We start from the raw sequence: 18,384 nt of genomic DNA, 5'->3' as shown, positions 1-18,384 counted from the left end.
CCGGCCGTTGCCGTCGATAGCCGATGGCGCGATCCGAACAATTGCGATGGCGCAAACAGACATATTGGTTTCGCAGTTCGGGCTATTTGGTCTCTCGGATAGTCTCTAGGTTTCCTCTCAAATACGGTCGGTCGCGCGGGAAGACACCCGGCGGCTTCGTGCCGAAAACAGGGGATTCCCAATGAAAAGCCATGCCAAGGTCGTCGTCATCGGTGGCGGTGTCGTCGGATGTTCGGTGCTCTATCACCTGACGAAATTCGGCTGGACCGATGTCGTGCTGCTCGAGCGCTCCGAGCTGACATCCGGCTCGACCTGGCATGCTGCCGGCGGCATGCATACGATCAACGGCGATCCGAACGTTGCCAAGCTGCAGAAATATACGGTCGAGCTCTATAAGGAGATCGAGGAATATTCCGGCCAGGACATCGGCCTGCACCTCACTTCCGGCCTGATGTTGGCGGCCACCCCGCAGCGCTTCGACTGGCTGAAATCCATTCTCGCCAAGGGCCGCTACAATGGCCTGGAAGCGACGCTGCTGACGCCGAAGGAAGCGCATGAAATGATGCCGCTTCTCGATCCCGATCAGTTTGTCGGCGCGCTTTACGACCCCGTCGAAGGCCATCTCGACCCCTATGGCACCACGCATGCCTATGCTCGCTCGGCCAAGAAGAACGGTGCGGAAATCTACCTGCATACCAAGGTGGAAGAGCTCGTACAGCGCGAGGATGGCTCCTGGCGGGTCATCACCAACCAGGGCGAGATCATCGCCGAGCATGTCGTCAACGCCGCCGGTCTCTGGGCGCGCGAAGTCGGCCGTATGGTCGGGCTGGAGCTGCCGGTGCTCGCGATGGAGCATATGTATCTGATCACCGAGGACATGCCCGAGGTCATCGACTTCAACAAGACGACGGGCAAGGAGCTGATGCACTGCGTCGACTTCGATGGCGAGATCTATCTGCGCCAGGAGCGGCAGGGCATGCTGATGGGCACCTATGAAAAGGCCTGCCGTCCATGGTCGCCGGTGACGACGCCCTGGGATTTCGGTCACGAGCTGCTGGCCGAGGATATCGAGCGGATCACGCCGGAACTGGAAGTCGGCTTCCGCCATTTCCCGGCCTTCAACAATGCCGGCATCAAGAAGATCATCAACGGCCCCTTCACCTTTTCGCCTGATGGCAATCCGCTCGTCGGCCCCGTGCGTGGCTTGAGGAACTATTGGTCGGCCTGCGCTGTCATGGCCGGCTTCAGCCAGGGCGGCGGTGTGGGGCTCGCACTCGCCAACTGGATGATTTACGGCGATCCGGGCTTCGACGTTTTCGCCATGGACGTTTCGCGCTATGGCGACTACGCGACGCTCGCCTATACGAATGCCAAGGTACGCGAGAACTATGCCCGTCGCTTCTCGATCCGCTATCCTAACGAGGAGCTGCCGGCCGCTCGTCCGCTGCTGACGACGCCGATCTACGATAAGCTGAAACAAGCCGGCGGCGTATTCGGCGCTTATTATGGTCTCGAGCAGGCCCTGTGGTTCGCGCCGCAGGGTGAGCTCGACCAATTCTCCTGGCGCCGCTCCAACGACTTCGATGTCGTCGGCGCCGAAGCCAGGGCGGTGCGCGAGAGCGTCGGCCTGATGGAGACCTCCGGCTTTGCCAAATATTCGATTAAGGGACCAGGAGCGGAAGCTTTCCTCGATCGGCTGTTGAGCTGCCGCATTCCGGCCGTAGGTCGGATGACGCTGGCTCCGATGCTGAAGCACGACGGCAAGCTGATTGGCGATTTCACGCTGGCGAAGCTGGGCGAGGGGGATTTCCTTCTCATCGGCTCCGGCATTGCCGAAGCCTATCACATGCGCTGGTTCGAAGGACTGCTGCCGAAGGACGGCTCGGTCCGGCTCGAAGCACTCGGTCTTTCGCTTCTCGGCCTGTCGATCGCCGGTCCGAACGCCCGCAAGCTGCTGCAGAAGCTGACCCACCAGGACCTCTCGACCGCCGCCTTCCCGTTCATGTCCATTTGCCGCATGGATATCGGCATGGCGCCTGCGATCGTCGGCCGCGTTTCCTATACGGGCGACCTTGGCTATGAAATCTGGATGAAACCGGAGCATCAGCGCTATATCTTTGACCTTCTGATGCAGGAAGGTGCCGAGTTCGGCATCCGGCTCTTTGGGCTGAGAGCGCTGAATGCGCTGCGCCTCGACAAATCCTATGGCAGCTGGGCGCGCGAATACCGACCACTCTACGGGCCGTTCGAGGCCGGCCTCAACCGATTCGTGGCGCTGTCCAAGGAGGCCGATTTCATCGGCAAGGCGGCCGCCGCCAAGGAAAGGGCGGAGGGCGGCACGTTGCGCCTGCGGACCTTCATCCTCTCGGCCAGGGATGCCGATGTCATCGGCGATGAGCCGATCTATCACAACGGGGCGGTCTGTGGCTGGGTGACGTCAGGCGGCTATGCTCATGCTTCCGGTCTTTCCGTCGCTGTGGGTTACGTGCCGAAGGAAATCGCCGACGAGGTGCAAGGCTGGTCGATCGAACTGCTCGGCGAGCTCTTGCCGGCAAGGCTGCAGGCCGAGCCGCTGTTCGATGCGGATGGTGCCAGGATGCGGGCGTAAAGTCGCGGTTCAGGCGATCACTATGGCGGGCCTGACGAGGCCTGCCTCTGACAAGAGCTCTTCAGAGTGCAGGCGCCGCTTCACGGTTTTGGCTAATTTTGAGCCATGGCCTGCCGCTTTCGTGTCATTTTTGGTCGGATTCGCATCAGCGCACGGCGATTTGAAAAGAATTTGTCAATTTCTCGCCTTTTTGGCTTCACATTTCCTTCGAAACCAGTATGGAATCGCGCCCATAGGCCTCTAGAAGGAACCTAAAAAAGCAATAAGAGATGCGGTCGTATGACGCCGCATCCAGGGGAAATGATATATGGATTATTTTATCCAGCAGCTCTTAAACGGGCTGACTCTCGGGTCGATCTACGGCCTGATCGCCATTGGTTACACCATGGTTTATGGCATCATCGGCATGATCAACTTTGCTCACGGTGATGTGTTCATGCTCGGCGGTTTCGCCGCTCTTATCACCTATCTCGTTCTCATTTCGCTCTTCGCCGGCCTGCCGGTCGCGATCATGCTGCTTGTCATGCTGATCGTCGCCATGCTGATGACGAGCCTGTGGAACTGGGTGATCGAGCGGGTGGCTTATCGGCCGCTGCGCGGATCGTTCCGCCTCGCGCCGCTCATCACGGCAATCGGCATGTCGATCGTTCTGTCGAACTTCATCCAGGTTGCACAGGGCCCGCGCAACAAGCCGATCCCGACGCTGGTGGGCGATGTCTACAATTTCGGCGGCGTCTCGCTGTCTCTGAAGCAGATCATCATCTTCATCATCACCGTCGTGCTGCTCGCCGCCTTCTGGTACATCGTCAACAAGACGGCGCTTGGGCGTGCCCAGCGGGCGACCGAGCAGGATCGCAAGATGGCGGCGCTGCTCGGCATCAATGTCGACCGCACCATCTCCATCACTTTCATCATGGGTGCGGCACTCGCTGCTGTCGCCGGCACGATGTATCTGATGTATTATGGTGTGGCCAACTTCACGGACGGTTTCGTGCCGGGCGTCAAGGCTTTCACGGCGGCGGTTCTGGGCGGCATCGGCTCGCTTCCGGGCGCTGTTCTCGGCGGCCTGATGATCGGCTTCATCGAGTCCTTCTGGTCTGGCAATTTTCCCATCGCGTATAAGGATGTCGCCACGTACGGCATCCTTGCCTACGTGCTGATCTTCAAGCCGACGGGCATTCTCGGTCGGCCGGAAGTCGAAAAGGTATAACGCCATGGCAAATTCAAACTTCGTTGCAGGCAAGACCGCGCCCGGTCTTGTCCAGAAGGGGATTACGGACGCCCTCTGGACCGCTGTCATATCCTTCGGCATGTTCGTCCTCTATATCGGTCTCAAGACCGATCAGAATATGGACAACAAGCTGATTATCGTGCAGCGCTGGGGTCTTCTGGCGATCATCGTCGCGATCGCTACCGTCGGCCGCTTCATCATGACGGTCTTCGTCCAGCCTTATCTGGCAGCGCGAAAGGCAGCCAAGGCCAAGGTCGTGCAGGTAGAGGGCGAACAAAGCTTCGTCTCCAAGCATTTCAACAAGATCGCCCTTGTGTTTCTGCTGATCTATCCGATAGCGGCGGTGGCAATCCTCGGCCCGCAAGGGGCGCTGACCTATGTCGACAATTTCGGCATCCAGATCCTCATCTACGTGATGCTTGCCTGGGGTCTGAACATCGTCGTCGGCCTCGCCGGTCTGCTCGACCTGGGATATGTCGCCTTCTATGCGGTCGGCGCCTATTCCTATGCTCTGCTATCGATGCATTTCGGCCTATCCTTCTGGCTGCTTCTGCCGATTTCGGGCATTCTGGCAGCGCTTTGGGGGATGGTCCTGGGCTTTCCGGTGCTGCGCCTCAGGGGTGATTACCTGGCGATCGTGACGCTTGCCTTCGGTGAAATCATCCGCATCGTGCTGACCAACTGGACCGATGTGACGCAGGGAAGCTTCGGCATCTCCAACATCACCAAGGCATCGCTTTTTGGCCTGTATACTTTCGATATGAAGGATCCGCACAACTTCGTCCGCAGTTTCGGTCTGCCGATCTCGTCGGCCTGGTACAAGGTTTTCCTGTTCTACGTGATCCTGCTGCTCTGCATGCTGACCGCCTATGTCACCATCAGGCTGCGCCGCATGCCGATCGGACGTGCGTGGGAAGCGTTGCGTGAGGATGAAATCGCCTGCCGTTCGCTCGGCATCAATACGGTGACGACGAAGCTGACGGCTTTTGCCACCGGCGCCATGTTCGGCGGTTTTGCCGGCTCCTTCTTCGCGGCGCGTCAGGGCTTCGTCTCGCCGGAATCCTTCGTGTTCCTCGAATCCGCCGTGATCCTCGCCATCGTCGTTCTCGGCGGCATGGGGTCGCTGAAGGGCATCGCGATTGCCGCGATCGCCATGGTTGGCGGCACCGAATTGCTGCGCAACATGAGCTTCCTCAAGACCGGGCTGGTCTTCGGCGATACCACGATCATTCCCGGTTTCGGCCCGGACTTCACACCGGAACTCTACCGCATGCTGATCTTCGGCCTCGCTATGGTGGTCGTTATGATCTTCAAGCCGCGCGGCTTTGTCGGCACGCGCGAGCCGACCGCTTTCCTCAAGGAGCGAAAAGCGGTTTCAGGCAGCTTTACCAAGGAGGGCCACGGCTGATGAACGCTGTGACCGCAAACCCCAGCGACGTCCTCTTGAAGGTCGACCACCTGTCAATGAAGTTCGGCGGCCTGATGGCGATCAACGACTTCTCGTTCGAGGCCAAGCGTGGCGATATCACCGCGCTGATCGGGCCGAACGGCGCCGGCAAGACGACCGTGTTCAACTGCATCACCGGCTTCTACAAACCGACGATGGGCATGCTTACGCTGCAGCAGAAGAGCGGCAAGGAATATCTCCTGGAACGGCTGCCGGATTTCCGGATCACGCGCGAAGCCAAGGTGGCGCGTACCTTCCAGAATATCCGTCTGTTTTCGGGCCTCACGGTGCTCGAAAACCTGCTGGTGGCGCAGCACAACAAGCTGATGCGTGCCTCCGGCTACACGATCCTCGGCCTGCTCGGCATCGGTCCCTATCGAGCCGAAGCGAAGAATGCGATCGAATTGGCGCGCTTCTGGCTCGAAAAGGCCGATCTCATCGATCGCGCCGACGATCCTGCAGGCGACCTTCCTTACGGCGCGCAACGCCGCCTGGAAATCGCTCGTGCCATGTGTACGGGGCCGGAACTGCTTTGCCTGGACGAGCCGGCTGCCGGTCTCAATCCTCGCGAATCTCTGGTTCTCAACGAATTCCTTCGCAGCATCCGCAAGGACACCGGCACATCGATCCTGCTGATCGAACACGACATGTCCGTGGTCATGGAAATTTCCGACCATGTCATCGTGCTCGAATATGGGCAGAAGATCGCCGATGGCACGCCGGATGAGGTCAAGAACGATCCTCGCGTGATTGCCGCCTATCTGGGCGTCGAGGATGAGGAAGTGGAAGAGGTGATTGCCGAAGTCGAGCACCTCCAAGAGGGTGAACATTGATGGCGGGGCAACCACTTCTCAAAGTTGCGGGTGTCGAAACCTATTACGGCAATATCCGCGCCCTTGCCGGCGTCGATATCGAAGTCAATAGCGGCGAGATCGTCAGCCTGATCGGCGCCAACGGCGCCGGCAAATCGACGCTGATGATGACGATCTGCGGCAGCCCGCAGGCGCGCACCGGCTCGGTCACCTTCGACGGCCGCGATATCACGCGCATGCCGACGCATGAGATCGCGCGGCTTCGCATCGCGCAGTCGCCCGAGGGTCGGCGCATCTTTCCGCGCATGACCGTCTATGAAAACCTGCAGATGGGCGCGAGTCTCGACAAGCTCAAATATTTCAACGAGGACGTCGAGAAGATCTTCACGCTCTTCCCGCGGCTGAAGGAGCGCCAGTCGCAGCGCGGCGGAACGCTTTCGGGCGGCGAGCAGCAGATGCTGTCGATCGGCCGCGCACTGATGGCGCGTCCCAAGCTGCTGCTGCTGGACGAACCCTCGCTTGGCCTGGCGCCGCTGATCGTCAAGGGCATCTTCGAGGCGATCAAGGTTCTGAACCAGACCCAGGGGCTGACTGTGTTCCTCGTCGAGCAGAACGCCTTTGCGGCGCTCAAGCTTTCCGACCGCGCCTATGTGATGGTCAACGGCCGGGTGACGATGAGCGGTTCCGGCAAGGAACTGCTCGCCAATCCGGAGGTGCGTGCCGCCTATCTCGAAGGCGGTCACCATTGAGTTTCGTTTCGCGGAGAATTTAAGATGCAGGGACTTCTCTTCGACACCGATACCGGCGGGCGCATGGTCATCCGCGCTGTTATCGTCATTCTCGGTTTCTGGACCGCATGGCGCGCTGGCCGCGCCGTTGCATCCAGCTGGGAAACCTATCCGCTTGTCGTCATCTACAGCTTTCTGATCGGCCTTGGCCTGCAGTTTCTGCACCATGCGCTGTTCAATGGCCCGGTTTTCGACGTCACCATCTACATCATCGATGTCGTGCTTCTGCTTGTTTTTGCGACGGCGGGATACCGGTATCGACGTACCGATCAGATGGTGAATAATTATTACTGGCTCTATGAAAAGACCTCGGCCTTTTCGTGGAAGAAGAAGAATTGACAGTGCGCCTAAACTAGGCACAGTCTGCGTACAACCAAGAGCGTCACCCAGCCCCATAAAAACAGACGGGAACGGGCAGGGGTCATGCTTCCAGAGTTCGGAATGCAAGCGTTACCGGCGTGATGATTGGTGGGTATCGCGCAGGGCAGATCAAACGGAACCCGCTTAAAAATTGGGAGTAATAATATGAAGAAGTATCTTCTGTCGGCGGTGGCCTTGTCGGCGATGATCGCTTTCGGCGGCGTTGCGAAGGCCGACATTATTGTTGGCGTCGGTGGTCCGTTGACGGGCCCGAATGCTGCGTTTGGCGCGCAGCTTCAGAAGGGTGCAGAGCAGGCAGCTGCGGACATCAATGCGGCCGGCGGTATCAATGGCGAAAAGATCAAGATCGAACTCGGCGACGACGTCTCCGATGCCAAGCAGGGCGTTTCGGTCGCAAACAAGTTCGTCGCTGACGGCGTGAAGTTCGTTGTAGGTCACTTCAACTCGGGCGTTTCCATCCCGGCTTCGGAAGTCTACGCTGAAAACGGCATCCTGCAGATCACGCCCGCTTCGACGAACCCGAAGTTCACCGAGCGCGGCCTGTGGAACACGTTCCGTACTTGCGGTCGTGACGACCAGCAGGGCGAAGTTGCCGGCAAGTATATCGCCGACAATTTCAAGGGCGCCAAGGTTGCCGTCGTTCACGACAAGACCCCGTATGGTCAGGGCCTAGCTGACGAGACCAAGAAGAACCTCAACGCCGCCGGCGTGACGGAAGTTCTTTATGAAGGCATCACCCCCGGCGACAAGGACTACTCGGCCCTGATCGCGAAGATGAAGCAGGCTGGCGTCGACTTCGTCTACTACGGCGGTCTGCACACGGAAGCTGGCCTCATCATGCGTCAGATGGCCGACCAGGGCGTGAAGGCTCACTTCATGTCCGGTGACGGTATCGTCTCGAACGAGCTGGCATCGATCGCCGGCGACGCCGTCGACGGCACGCTGATGACCTTCGCGCCGGATCCGCGCAAGAACCCGGCTTCCGCCGATCTCGTCGCCAAGTTCCGCGCTGCCGGCTACGAGCCGGAAGGCTACACGCTGTACTCCTACTCGGCTCTGCAGGTTATCGCTGCCGCCGCCAAGGCTGCCGGTTCCAACGATCCGATGGCCGTTGCCGACGCGCTGAAGGCAAAGGGTCCGTTCAAGACCGCAATCGGCGACCTCGGCTTCAACGCCAAGGGCGACATCACCCGTCCGGACTACGTCATGTACAAGTGGTCCAAGGGCTCCGACGGCAAGTACAACTACGCCGAAATTTCGAAGTAAACTTTGCGACGCCGGTTTCCGGCATCAGCAAGATTTGGGAAGCCCGGCCACTGGTCGGGCTTTTTCATATCTGCGATATCGGTTCGCCATTTCCTTCATGCCGAAGCTGCTTTAAGTCTCCCTTGTATCGGCAGGAGGATCACAGCATGAGCAAACCCCGTATTCTCGTGACCCGGCGCTGGCCATCGGCGGTCGAGGCGGTGCTTTCGGAGCGTTTCGACACCACTTTGAACAGGGATGACGCAGCACTCGATGCGGGGCAGCTGCGCGAGGCGCTGCTCACTTATGATGCGGTCCTGCCGACGGTTTCCGACAAGCTTCCGGCCGCGCTTTTCGAGGGGGCGATCCGCTCAAAGGTCCTTGGCAATTTCGGTGTCGGCTTCAACCACATCGATATCGCTGCTGCCAAGGAAAAAGGCATAGCCGTCACCAACACGCCGGGCGTGCTGACGGATTGCACGGCTGATATCGCCATGTTGCTGCTCCTCTCCGTTGCCCGACGCGGCGGCGAAGGCGAGCGCGAGGTTAGGGCTGGCACCTGGGCCGGCTGGCGGCCGACGCATCTCGTCGGCACGAAGGTGACGGGCAAGACTGTCGGCATCATCGGCTTCGGCCGTATCGGTCGTGCCTTCGCGCAGCGCTGTCACTTCGGCTTCGGCATGGATGTTGTTTTCTATAATCGCTCGGCAATAGATCCGATGGAAGCTTCGCGCTATGGCGCCATGCAATTGCAAACCGTCGAAGATGTTCTGGAAGTCTCCGACTTCGTCTCGCTGCACTGTCCGGGCGGCGCCGAGAACCGCCATCTGATGAATGCGGCTCGCCTCGCAGCCATGAAGCCCGGCTCTTTCCTGATCAACACGGCAAGGGGCGATGTGGTCGACGAGGCGGCGCTGATATCGGCATTGGAGCAGGGAACGATCCGCGGTGCCGGTCTTGATGTCTATGAAGCGGAGCCGCATGTTCCCGAACGGCTGCGGGAGTTGGAGAATGTCGTGCTTCTGCCACATCTCGGCAGTGCCACGGAAGAGACGCGCACGGCCATGGGTATGAAGGTGGTGGACAATATCACTGCCTTCTTTGCCGGGCGCGAGCCACCGGATCGTGTGATCTAGGCAGAAACACAGAAACCCAGACTGCGATACGACGTTGCCGGACAGGCCGCGCGTCCACGAGGTGGCGGCATCAATCACTTGAAGTGCTGTCATATGTGCCGTTTTCCGGCAAGGAGGAACAGTGTCTGAGAATGACTATGATGCGTTCGCAGCCGCCTATCAGGCCGACAATGAGAACAATGCCTGGAATGCTTATTATGAGCGACCTGCAATTCTCTCCCTCGCCGGCGACGTTGCCGGACTTCGCGTTCTCGATGCGGGTTGCGGAGGCGGGGCTCACGCTACCGCCCTCGTCGATCGGGGAGCGGTTCTGACCGGCGTCGATGCGAGCGCGGGCTTGCTCGAAATCGCACGGCGCCGCCTGGAAGGGCGGGCGCGATTATTGCTGGCCGATTTGAACGAGCGATTGCCTTTCGAAGACGGCGCCTTCGATTTGGTCATGGCCTCCTTGGTCATGCATTATCTGCACGATTGGTCGCGGCCTCTTTCGGAATTCAGGCGTGTCTTGTCCGATGGCGGCCGCCTGATTTTTTCGACGCATCATCCGTTCATGGATCATGATCCGGTCAGCGGAGAAAGCTATTTCGAGACCTATAATTTCAGCGAGACGTGGCACCGTGGCGGCAAGGACATCACCATGCGATTTTGGCATCGGCCGCTGCATGCCATGTTCGATGCGCTAAGATCGGCCGGATTTCGGATCGATATCGTGAGCGAGCCGCAGCCAGATCCCAGGGTCAGCACTCTTTTTCCCGGCGCATACAAGAGCCTGACGACCAAGCCGCGCTTCCTCTTCTTCTCGGCAGTGAAGGGCTAGATGCGCTTTGCAGGGAGAGCTTTGTGTCGACCTGCTGCCGATACCTGTTCAGCCCACTGAAGCTCATTGCCTTTCTTTTCGGCGTTTGACGAAAAATTCAGCTGATTTGGCCGGTTTCAGATCGACATTGCGGGAGATCGCATAAGGCACAGGAATTGCTTGCATTTATTCCTTGCCGGGCTTCAATGGCCGGGCTTTGGCATGACGTGATGTGTGGAGAGGCTGATGGCAATGATGGCGGCAGGCACGAGACCGCAGCGGGCGCGGGGTCGCGGCCATCTTGCGGCGAAGTCGCTTGGCGGCCGTACGCGTCTTGCCGAGCTTTTCCAGGAAGGGGCTGCCAAGATCAGGCTGCCGGAAACCTTCGATCATTCGATGGAGGCGGTCATCATCAACACCGCCGGCGGTCTCACCGGCGGCGACCGGATGGATTGGAGTGTCGTTGCCGGGCCGGGCACGCGCATCGACGTGACGACACAGGCTTGCGAGAAGATCTACAAGGCTTCGAGGGGCACGGCTGAAGTTGAAACCTCGATCAAGGTCGGCAGTGGCGCTCGGGTCGATTGGCTGCCGCAGGAGACCATCCTGTTCGATCGCGCCTCGCTTTCACGTGCATTGAATGTCGAGCTTGACGAAACGGCCGAATTCCTTGCCGTCGAGGCGATCCTGCTCGGGCGGAAAGCCATGGGCGAGGCGATGGAGCAGGGGCTGTTTCGCGATCGCTGGCGCATCCGCCGCGGTGGTCGTCTGGTTCACGCCGAGGAGTTGCGGCTGGATGGCGATGTGGCTGCATTGACCGCCAAGATGGCCGTGTTGAACCGTCAGGTTGCCTTTGCGACCTTGCTTTACGTCGGGCCGCTGGCTGAGACCTATCTCGGCCGCGTCCGGCCGCTTCTTGAAACGCATATGGGCGGCGCCAGCCACTGGGGCGAGAAGCTCGTCGTGCGGCTCGCTGCCGCCGATGGCTTCGCGCTCAGAAAAATCCTTATTCCGATCATTTCTGCCTTGCGCGACGGAGCGCCCGTGCCGAAAGTCTGGAATCTGTAAATTGAGCAAACAGCAATCACATAGGTAGGCGATGAACCTCACTCCGAGAGAAAAAGACAAGCTGCTGATTTCGATGGCGGCGATGGTAGCGCGGCGGCGGCTGGAGCGCGGCGTCAAGCTCAATCATCCCGAAGCCATTGCGCTGATTACCGATTTCGTGGTCGAAGGCGCACGCGACGGCCGCCCGGTCGCCGAGCTGATGGAGACCGGCGCCCATGTCATCACGCGCGATCAGGTGATGGAAGGCGTTGCCGAGATGATCCATGACGTTCAGGTCGAGGCGACGTTCCCCGACGGCACCAAGCTCGTGACCGTCCACGAACCCATCCGATGAGGTTGCCATGCTGGAGCTGAGGCCCAATTGCGAATGCTGCGACAGGGATCTGCCGCCGGAAAGCGAGGAGGCGATGATCTGCACGTTCGAGTGCACTTTCTGCGCCGATTGTGCCAATACGGTGCTGGACGGCGTCTGCCCGAACTGCGGCGGCGACTTCGCGCGGCGTCCTGTCCGTCCGGCAGCCTTGCTCGCCAAATATCCCGCTTCGACCAAGCGTGTTCTGAAAGCTGAGGGATGCGCGCCCGTCCGGGCCGCATGAGGAGAGAACCATGATCCCAGGTGAAATCATCGCCGCAGGCGGCGACATCGAACTCAATGCCGGAGCGCCGACTGTGACGCTTGAGGTTTCCAATACCGGCGATCGGCCGGTTCAGGTCGGGAGCCACTATCATTTTGCCGAGACCAATGCCGGGCTTTCTTTCGATCGCGACAAGGCAAGGGGCATGCGGCTCGACATTCCCGCCGGAACAGCCGTGCGCTTCGAGCCGGGGCAGACGCGCGCGGTAACGCTGATCCCGCTGTCGGGCAAGCGCGAAGTCTACGGCTTCCGTCAGCAGGTCATGGGCAAGCTGTAGAGTCTCCGGGGAAGCGCAATGTCGATGAAATTGCTTGCATCCGCTGCCGCTCTTGTCGCCGTTCTGGTTTGCGGCCCGGTCTTTGCGCAGAAAACCGCGAAGAAATCTGGGGCCGATTGCGCCAATGCACAGACGCAGACGGACATGAATATCTGTGCTGTGCTCGAATTCGGTGAGGCCGACAAGGCGTTGAATGCGCAATACAAGAAGACGCGCGCGGCGATGGTCGCCATCGACGCGGATCTCGACAACAACATGAAGGGCGCGGAAAAGGCGCTTATCAAGGCGCAGCGAGCCTGGGTGGATTATCGCGACGGCGAATGCGAGGCCCAAGGGTTCCAGGCGCGTGGTGGCTCCATGGAGCCCATGCTCGTCTCCGGCTGCAAGGCGGACCTGACGAAGAAGCGGACCAAGGAATTGAAGGACCTCGCCGATGGACCGGAGGGCAACCAGTGAGTTCCAGGCGTAGCGTAATGATTGTCGGTAATGGTGAGGTTGCGGCAGGTGCCGCAGCCGTCATCGATGCCGCCGATCTTGTGATCCGTTTCAACGATTGCCGCTCGATGGGGGCCGGCGGCAGCCGAACCGACGTCGTTGCGGTGTGCAATACCGGCCGGCCGGCGCGCGCCATGCTCGGCTCGGCCGAATGGCGCAAGAGCCCTGCCGTTGCTTCCGCATCCGAGATCTGGAGCGTGCGCGATCCGGTCAAATTCGCGGCGCTGCGCACGCCGCTGGCGATCTCGCATCCGGAACTCGACGATTTCTGCGACGACTATACCGACCAGTTCACCGCCTTCTGTCAGGCAACCGGCAAGCGGCATGTCGTGATCGGTCAATCCATTCACGAAGGCGTCGATGCGGCACTCGCAGAGCATGATCCCGGCTCCTACGTTGTGCCGAGCAGCGGCATGATCGTGATTGCCGATGTGATGGCGCGTTATTCCGACGACGATATCGCCATTACCGGTTTCAGCCACACGGGCTGGGAAGAACATCCCTTCGCCGCCGAGAAACGGCTGGTGGACGCCTACATATCCCTCGGCCGCCTGAGGCGACTTGCCGACACGAACCTCCTCTCTGCCTCCCAAGGAGATTGATTGATGCCCTACAGGATTTCCCGCGCCGCCTATGCCAACATGTTCGGACCGACCGTCGGCGACAAAGTGCGTCTGGCCGACACCGAATTGTTCATCGAAGTGGAGAAGGATTTCACCACCTATGGCGAGGAGGTGAAGTTCGGCGGCGGCAAGGTCATTCGCGACGGCATGGGGCAAAGCCAGGTGACGCGAGCAAATGGCGCGGTCGATACCGTCATCACCAATGCGCTGATCCTCGACCATTGGGGGATCGTCAAGGCGGATATCGGTTTGAAGGACGGCCGCATTGTCGCGATCGGCAAGGCCGGCAATCCGGACATGCAGCCCGGTGTCAACATCATCGTCGGACCCGGCACGGAAACAATCGCCGGCGAGGGCAAGATCGTCACCGCCGGCGGCATGGACAGCCATATCCATTTCATCTGCCCGCAGCAGATCGAGGAAGCGCTGATGTCGGGTATCACCACCATGCTTGGCGGCGGCACCGGGCCGGCGCATGGAACGCTGGCAACAACTTGCACGCCCGGCCCCTGGCATCTGGCGCGCATGATCGAATCCTTCGACGCTTTTCCGATGAATATCGGCCTCTCGGGCAAAGGCAATGCGTCTTTGCCCGCTGCCTTGGAAGAGATGGTGCTCGGCGGTGCCTGCTCACTCAAGCTGCATGAGGACTGGGGCACGACGCCGGCGGCGATCGACTGCTGCCTCAGCGTTGCCGACGAATACGATGTGCAGGTGATGATCCACACGGATACGTTGAATGAAAGCGGCTTTGTGGAAGATACGATCGGTGCCATCAAGGGTCGCACCATTCACGCCTTCCACACGGAAGGCGCGGGCGGTGGCCATGCGCCCGATATCATCAAGATCTGCGGCCAGTCGAACGTCATTCCGTCTTCGACCAATCCGACGCGGCCCTATACGGTTAATACGATCGCAGAGCATCTGGACATGCTGATGGTCTGCCATCACCTATCGCCGTCGATTCCTGAGGACATTGCCTTTGCCGAAAGCCGTATCCGTAAGGAGACGATCGCCGCGGAGGATATTCTCCACGATATCGGCGCCTTCTCGATCATTTCATCCGACAGCCAGGCCATGGGCCGCGTCGGCGAAGTGGCGATCCGCACCTGGCAGACCGCCGACAAGATGAAGCGCCAGCGCGGCCGCCTGGCGCAGGAGACCGGCGACAACGACAATTTCCGTGCGAAGCGCTACATCGCCAAATATACGATCAATCCGGCGATCGCGCATGGCGTCAGCCACGAGGTCGGTTCGATCGAGGTCGGAAAGCGTGCCGATCTGGTACTCTGGAATCCAGCCTTCTTCGGCGTGAAGCCGGAGATGGTATTGATCGGCGGCTCCATCGCGGCTGCTCCCATGGGCGATCCGAATGCCTCGATCCCGACGCCGCAGCCGATGCATTATCGGCCGATGTTCGGCGCTTATGGCAAGAACCGGACGAATTCCTCTGTGACCTTCGTTTCGCAGGCGGCGTTCGATGCCGGGCTTGCCGGCAAGCTCGGCGTTGCCAAGGCGCTGCTGCCCGTCAAGAACACGCGCGGCGGCATTTCCAAGGCATCGATGATCCACAACAGCCTGACGCCGCATATCGAGGTGGACCCGGAAACCTATGAAGTGCGGGCCGATGGCGAGCTTCTGACCTGCGAGCCGGCAACCGTGCTGCCGATGGCGCAGCGCTATTTCCTTTTCTGAGGATATTTTGGACGCCGATTATCGGCAGATATGAAAACCCCGGTTTTCCGGGGTTTTCATATGTTGCGCACTGGACGCAGCAATATCAATGACATGGCATGGTGGCTTGCCATTGCGCATTTCTGCCGGCAAACCGGATTTGGTGGATGTACCTTCCCGTCTGTTCACAACTTGGGAAATGCGCAGCATTTTAATCATTCCATTAAAGACCTGGAAGCGTCTTCACCCCTATCTCACATGATTGAAATAGTGGGCTGAGGAAGGTGAATCGCATGAAGCAATGGATTTCGCTGCAGGCCGAACTCGGTAATTTTCAGCAGCGACGTGCGATTTTTATTTTCGCGCTTAAGATGAGTTTCGTCGCCGTCATCATGTCGCTTGCCATCATCCTGGTGCTGCTTTTTGTGATGCAATGGCTTGATCTTCTGCCATTGCCGATCTTCGAGGCGATGCGTTTTGGCGTTTTGCTGGCATGGATCATCGGGGGCACCGTGTCCGGCGCGCTTGCGGTGCTGGCAGGCTTTTCCATCCACAGGCTCGCGGTCTCCCGTGCTGAGTTCGAGCGGTTGAGCCGCACCGATATGCTGTCCGGCCTGCTCAACCGCCGTGCTTTCACCGAGGCGTTGAGTATGGCCGGAGATGGCGCTTCCCTGGCGATTTTCGATCTGGATCGGTTCAAGGCGATCAACGATCGTTTCGGGCATGCATCCGGTGATGCCGTGATCGTTGCGGTCTCGCGGCTATTTTCCGATGCCTTCACCGGAGAAGACGTGATTGCACGGCTTGGCGGTGAAGAATTCGGCGTCATCATTCATGGCGGCGATACGGCCGAGCGTATCGCGCGCGTTGAGGAGATCAAGGAGCAGATCGCCGAACATTCGATCGCCATTGAAGGCGGGTCGGTGAAGATCACCATTTCCGCCGGGATTGCCGATATTGGCGCGGATCGCAAGACGGAGACCGTCTACGCCGCCGCCGACAAGGCGCTTTATCTTGCCAAGACGCTCGGCCGCAACCGTGTCATGCACGAGCGCGAGCGTCTGTCGCAGGTCTGGCATCGCTGCGCCACGGAGCAGGAACAGGAGGCAACGACGGATGTCAGGGAACTGCAACGCTATGTGCAGCGGATGTGAGGCTTCCATGCGCCATTGATGCTTGCGCGGGAGGCGACTATTTTGCATGGTCTGACAAAGTATTAAACTGGAACAGTCATGCTACGCGTCACTTCCTATCTGCCGGCCGGCACTCCTTCCTCCAATCCGATCGATCGTGTCGTCCTGCCGCATGATCTCAGGCATCTGCGCCGCAAACTGCTGCATCTCGAAAATGGCGAGATGGTCATGCTCGACCTCAAGGAACCGGTTCTGTTTGCCAGCGGCGATCTGCTGGTGCGCGAGGATGGCGAGCTGATTGAGATCGTTGCAGCTGATGAAAAGCTTTTCGAGATCCGCCCGCGCGATCGCAGGCATCTGATCGAGCTTGCCTGGCATCTCGGCAACCGCCATCTCCCCGCGCAGATCGAGGAGGAGCGTATCCTGATCCTGCGTGACCATGTGATCCGGTCCATGCTTGAGGGGCTGGGGGCTGTCGTGACCGAAGTCAGCGAGCCTTTCCAGCCCGCGCGAGGCGCCTACCACGCCCATGGAGGCCATTCGCACGGCCACGACCATCATCATGGTCAGGGGCATGACCACGGACACGATTATCACAACCATTCGCATGATTGAACCGTGATGACTAACGCGGTGGTTTCAGATGATGGCGACCTGCAGGCGCTGTTGCGGCTGATGGCATGGCTGTCGCCAGCGTTTCCTGTGGGATCGTTTGCCTATTCCGGCGGTTTGGAGCGTGCGGTGCATGACGGCCTGGTGCGCGACAGCACCGGCCTCAGCAATTGGATTGCCGCGCTCATTGAGCATGGCTCCGCGTGGAATGATGCAGTGCTGCTTGTGGAGGCGCACGGGGCGGGCACAGATGTGCAGCGGCTTGCGACCGTTGCGGAACTTGCCGAGGCGCTGGCTGGCTCGAAGGAGCGGCATAACGAGACCATGCTGCTTGGAGATGCCTTTCTCTCGGCCGCTGCCGCCTGGCCACATGCGATCTTTTCCATGCTCCCGGCAAGGACGGCCTATCCGGTTGCGGTTGGCGCCGTCGCAGGTGCGCATGGCATTGCCGTCGAGAAGGCGGCTGCCGCCTTCCTGCATGCGCTGGCCTCGCAGATGGTATCTTCCGGCATTCGGCTTGGTGTCAGCGGCCAGAAAGATGGTGTCGCCGTTCTGGCGCGGCTGGAAGGTCTGTTTGCAGATGTCGCGCGCCGCGCTGCTCAATCCAGCCTAGACGATCTTGGCGCTGCGACCATACAGGCCGATATTGCGAGCCTGCGGCATGAGACCCAGGGCACGAGGCTCTTCAGGTCATGATGGCGTTACAAAGAAGATATTGAAATTGAGGCATCGCCTACGTCATTCGCCTCTGTGCGGCCGCCCGACGCTTAGCTATGCTATCACTTTATCGGAGTTGCGAGCATGAAATCGAGACATGGACCCTTGCGCGTTGGGATCGGCGGCCCGGTCGGTTCCGGCAAGACGGCGTTGACGGAGAAGCTGTGCAAGGCGATGCGCGAGGACTATTCCGTCGCCGTCGTCACCAACGACATCTACACGACCGAGGATGCGGAAGCGCTGGTGCGCATGCAGGCGCTGCCTTCGGATCGCATTGTCGGCGTCGAAACGGGCGGCTGCCCGCATACCGCGATCCGCGAGGATGCGACGATCAATCTGCAGGCCATTGCCGGCCTGAACGAGCGGCTTCCTGACCTCGATGTCGTTTTCATCGAATCCGGCGGCGACAATCTGGCGGCAACCTTTTCGCCCGATCTCGCCGATATCACCATCTACGTGATCTCGGTATGCCAGGGCGAGGAAATCCCGCGCAAGGGCGGCCCCGGCATTATCAAATCCGACCTTCTCGTCATCAACAAGAAGGATCTGGCGCCTTTCGTCGAGGTCGATCTCGAGGTGATGGATCGCGATGCCACCCGCATGCGCCAGGCACGCCCCTTCGTCTTTTCCGACATGAAGCGCGGCGAGGGCGTCAGCAGGATCGTCGACTTTCTAAAGGAACAGGGCGGCCTTTGAGCCGCCCGTC

At 59.9% G+C, this 18,384-nt stretch carries 20 protein-coding genes; all 20 read left to right on the top strand.

The window, feature by feature from the left end; all coding sequences use genetic code 11:
• Positions 1-181 precede the first annotated feature (181 nt).
• The 20 genes from AC13QY_RS11410 to ureG all read left to right on the top strand — a co-directional run bounded on the left by AC13QY_RS11410 (position 182) and on the right by ureG (position 18,374).
• Complete coding sequence (locus tag AC13QY_RS11410) at positions 182-2,608, top strand: FAD-dependent oxidoreductase (RefSeq protein ID WP_113351608.1); 2,427 nt, start codon at positions 182-184, stop codon at positions 2,606-2,608.
• Positions 2,609-2,915: 307 nt separating this feature from the next.
• The gene (locus tag AC13QY_RS11405; protein WP_069611711.1) at positions 2,916-3,818 is read left to right on the top strand and encodes a branched-chain amino acid ABC transporter permease; all 903 of its coding nucleotides are present in this window, start codon (positions 2,916-2,918) and stop codon (positions 3,816-3,818) included.
• Between the two features lie 4 nt (positions 3,819-3,822).
• Positions 3,823-5,247 carry a high-affinity branched-chain amino acid ABC transporter permease LivM gene (gene livM, locus AC13QY_RS11400; RefSeq protein ID WP_113330250.1) on the top strand — a complete coding sequence of 475 codons (1,425 nt, stop codon included), beginning with the start codon at positions 3,823-3,825 and terminating at the stop codon, positions 5,245-5,247.
• On the top strand, positions 5,247-6,119 hold the full coding sequence (locus tag AC13QY_RS11395) for an ABC transporter ATP-binding protein (RefSeq protein ID WP_069611709.1): 873 nt from the start codon (positions 5,247-5,249) through the stop codon (positions 6,117-6,119). The genes livM and AC13QY_RS11395 overlap by 1 nt, the downstream gene beginning before the upstream one ends.
• Complete coding sequence (locus AC13QY_RS11390) at positions 6,119-6,847, top strand: ABC transporter ATP-binding protein (protein ID WP_069611708.1); 729 nt, start codon at positions 6,119-6,121, stop codon at positions 6,845-6,847. The genes AC13QY_RS11395 and AC13QY_RS11390 overlap by 1 nt, the downstream gene beginning before the upstream one ends.
• Positions 6,848-6,871: 24 nt before the next feature.
• On the top strand, positions 6,872-7,225 hold the full coding sequence (locus AC13QY_RS11385; RefSeq protein WP_095435603.1) for a DUF6867 family protein: 354 nt from the start codon (positions 6,872-6,874) through the stop codon (positions 7,223-7,225).
• A 186-nt stretch (positions 7,226-7,411) separates the two neighbouring features.
• On the top strand, positions 7,412-8,533 hold the full coding sequence (locus AC13QY_RS11380; RefSeq protein WP_095435602.1) for a branched-chain amino acid ABC transporter substrate-binding protein: 1,122 nt from the start codon (positions 7,412-7,414) through the stop codon (positions 8,531-8,533).
• 146 nt (positions 8,534-8,679) lie between these two features.
• Complete coding sequence (locus AC13QY_RS11375) at positions 8,680-9,648, top strand: 2-hydroxyacid dehydrogenase (protein WP_269245105.1); 969 nt, start codon at positions 8,680-8,682, stop codon at positions 9,646-9,648.
• Positions 9,649-9,769: 121 nt separating this feature from the next.
• The gene (locus AC13QY_RS11370; RefSeq protein ID WP_269245106.1) at positions 9,770-10,465 is read left to right on the top strand and encodes a class I SAM-dependent methyltransferase; all 696 of its coding nucleotides are present in this window, start codon (positions 9,770-9,772) and stop codon (positions 10,463-10,465) included.
• 225 nt (positions 10,466-10,690) lie between these two features.
• Positions 10,691-11,512, top strand: coding sequence for an urease accessory protein UreD (locus AC13QY_RS11365; RefSeq protein ID WP_269245107.1), 822 nt, complete (start codon positions 10,691-10,693; stop codon positions 11,510-11,512).
• 31 nt (positions 11,513-11,543) lie between these two features.
• Positions 11,544-11,846 carry an urease subunit gamma gene (locus AC13QY_RS11360; protein WP_015340839.1) on the top strand — a complete coding sequence of 101 codons (303 nt, stop codon included), beginning with the start codon at positions 11,544-11,546 and terminating at the stop codon, positions 11,844-11,846.
• A gap of 7 nt (positions 11,847-11,853) precedes the next feature.
• On the top strand, positions 11,854-12,108 hold the full coding sequence (locus tag AC13QY_RS11355; RefSeq protein ID WP_269245108.1) for a DUF1272 domain-containing protein: 255 nt from the start codon (positions 11,854-11,856) through the stop codon (positions 12,106-12,108).
• Between the two features lie 10 nt (positions 12,109-12,118).
• Positions 12,119-12,424 carry an urease subunit beta gene (locus tag AC13QY_RS11350; protein WP_269245109.1) on the top strand — a complete coding sequence of 102 codons (306 nt, stop codon included), beginning with the start codon at positions 12,119-12,121 and terminating at the stop codon, positions 12,422-12,424.
• An 18-nt stretch (positions 12,425-12,442) separates the two neighbouring features.
• A complete protein-coding gene (locus tag AC13QY_RS11345) occupies positions 12,443-12,880 on the top strand; it encodes a lysozyme inhibitor LprI family protein (RefSeq protein WP_183813741.1) in 438 nt (145 codons plus the stop codon).
• Positions 12,881-12,897: 17 nt separating this feature from the next.
• Positions 12,898-13,521 (top strand): Urease operon accessory protein, encoded by a 624-nt coding sequence (locus AC13QY_RS11340; RefSeq protein ID WP_269245135.1) that lies wholly within the window; start codon positions 12,898-12,900, stop codon positions 13,519-13,521.
• 3 nt (positions 13,522-13,524) lie between these two features.
• Entirely contained in the window at positions 13,525-15,237 is a 1,713-nt protein-coding gene (gene ureC / locus AC13QY_RS11335; RefSeq protein ID WP_113330244.1) for an urease subunit alpha, read from the top strand.
• A gap of 272 nt (positions 15,238-15,509) precedes the next feature.
• Positions 15,510-16,370, top strand: coding sequence for a GGDEF domain-containing protein (locus tag AC13QY_RS11330; RefSeq protein WP_113395461.1), 861 nt, complete (start codon positions 15,510-15,512; stop codon positions 16,368-16,370).
• Positions 16,371-16,448: 78 nt separating this feature from the next.
• The gene (ureE, locus tag AC13QY_RS11325) at positions 16,449-16,964 is read left to right on the top strand and encodes an urease accessory protein UreE (protein WP_145316308.1); all 516 of its coding nucleotides are present in this window, start codon (positions 16,449-16,451) and stop codon (positions 16,962-16,964) included.
• A 6-nt stretch (positions 16,965-16,970) separates the two neighbouring features.
• Complete coding sequence (locus AC13QY_RS11320; protein ID WP_269245110.1) at positions 16,971-17,657, top strand: urease accessory protein UreF; 687 nt, start codon at positions 16,971-16,973, stop codon at positions 17,655-17,657.
• A gap of 105 nt (positions 17,658-17,762) precedes the next feature.
• Complete coding sequence (gene ureG / locus AC13QY_RS11315) at positions 17,763-18,374, top strand: urease accessory protein UreG (protein ID WP_113351601.1); 612 nt, start codon at positions 17,763-17,765, stop codon at positions 18,372-18,374.
• Positions 18,375-18,384: the final 10 nt, after the last annotated feature.

The organism is Martinezella sp. CNPSo 3795 (genome assembly GCF_057784475.1).
This window is presented reverse-complemented; position numbering and strand designations above follow the sequence as displayed.

Bases quoted from the DNA above. Each gene is read 5' to 3' on its own strand.
- AC13QY_RS11410 (WP_113351608.1), top strand. From the start codon at position 182: ATGAAAAGCCATGCCAAGGTCGTCGTCATCGGTGGCGGTGTCGTCGGA.
- AC13QY_RS11405 (WP_069611711.1), top strand. From the start codon at position 2,916: ATGGATTATTTTATCCAGCAGCTCTTAAACGGGCTGACTCTCGGGTCG.
- livM (WP_113330250.1), top strand. From the start codon at position 3,823: ATGGCAAATTCAAACTTCGTTGCAGGCAAGACCGCGCCCGGTCTTGTC.
- AC13QY_RS11395 (WP_069611709.1), top strand. From the start codon at position 5,247: ATGAACGCTGTGACCGCAAACCCCAGCGACGTCCTCTTGAAGGTCGAC.
- AC13QY_RS11390 (WP_069611708.1), top strand. From the start codon at position 6,119: ATGGCGGGGCAACCACTTCTCAAAGTTGCGGGTGTCGAAACCTATTAC.
- AC13QY_RS11385 (WP_095435603.1), top strand. From the start codon at position 6,872: ATGCAGGGACTTCTCTTCGACACCGATACCGGCGGGCGCATGGTCATC.
- AC13QY_RS11380 (WP_095435602.1), top strand. From the start codon at position 7,412: ATGAAGAAGTATCTTCTGTCGGCGGTGGCCTTGTCGGCGATGATCGCT.
- AC13QY_RS11375 (WP_269245105.1), top strand. From the start codon at position 8,680: ATGAGCAAACCCCGTATTCTCGTGACCCGGCGCTGGCCATCGGCGGTC.
- AC13QY_RS11365 (WP_269245107.1), top strand. From the start codon at position 10,691: ATGGCAATGATGGCGGCAGGCACGAGACCGCAGCGGGCGCGGGGTCGC.
- AC13QY_RS11360 (WP_015340839.1), top strand. From the start codon at position 11,544: ATGAACCTCACTCCGAGAGAAAAAGACAAGCTGCTGATTTCGATGGCG.
- AC13QY_RS11355 (WP_269245108.1), top strand. From the start codon at position 11,854: ATGCTGGAGCTGAGGCCCAATTGCGAATGCTGCGACAGGGATCTGCCG.
- AC13QY_RS11350 (WP_269245109.1), top strand. From the start codon at position 12,119: ATGATCCCAGGTGAAATCATCGCCGCAGGCGGCGACATCGAACTCAAT.
- AC13QY_RS11345 (WP_183813741.1), top strand. From the start codon at position 12,443: ATGTCGATGAAATTGCTTGCATCCGCTGCCGCTCTTGTCGCCGTTCTG.
- AC13QY_RS11340 (WP_269245135.1), top strand. From the start codon at position 12,898: ATGATTGTCGGTAATGGTGAGGTTGCGGCAGGTGCCGCAGCCGTCATC.
- ureC (WP_113330244.1), top strand. From the start codon at position 13,525: ATGCCCTACAGGATTTCCCGCGCCGCCTATGCCAACATGTTCGGACCG.
- AC13QY_RS11330 (WP_113395461.1), top strand. From the start codon at position 15,510: ATGAAGCAATGGATTTCGCTGCAGGCCGAACTCGGTAATTTTCAGCAG.
- ureE (WP_145316308.1), top strand. From the start codon at position 16,449: ATGCTACGCGTCACTTCCTATCTGCCGGCCGGCACTCCTTCCTCCAAT.
- AC13QY_RS11320 (WP_269245110.1), top strand. From the start codon at position 16,971: ATGACTAACGCGGTGGTTTCAGATGATGGCGACCTGCAGGCGCTGTTG.
- ureG (WP_113351601.1), top strand. From the start codon at position 17,763: ATGAAATCGAGACATGGACCCTTGCGCGTTGGGATCGGCGGCCCGGTC.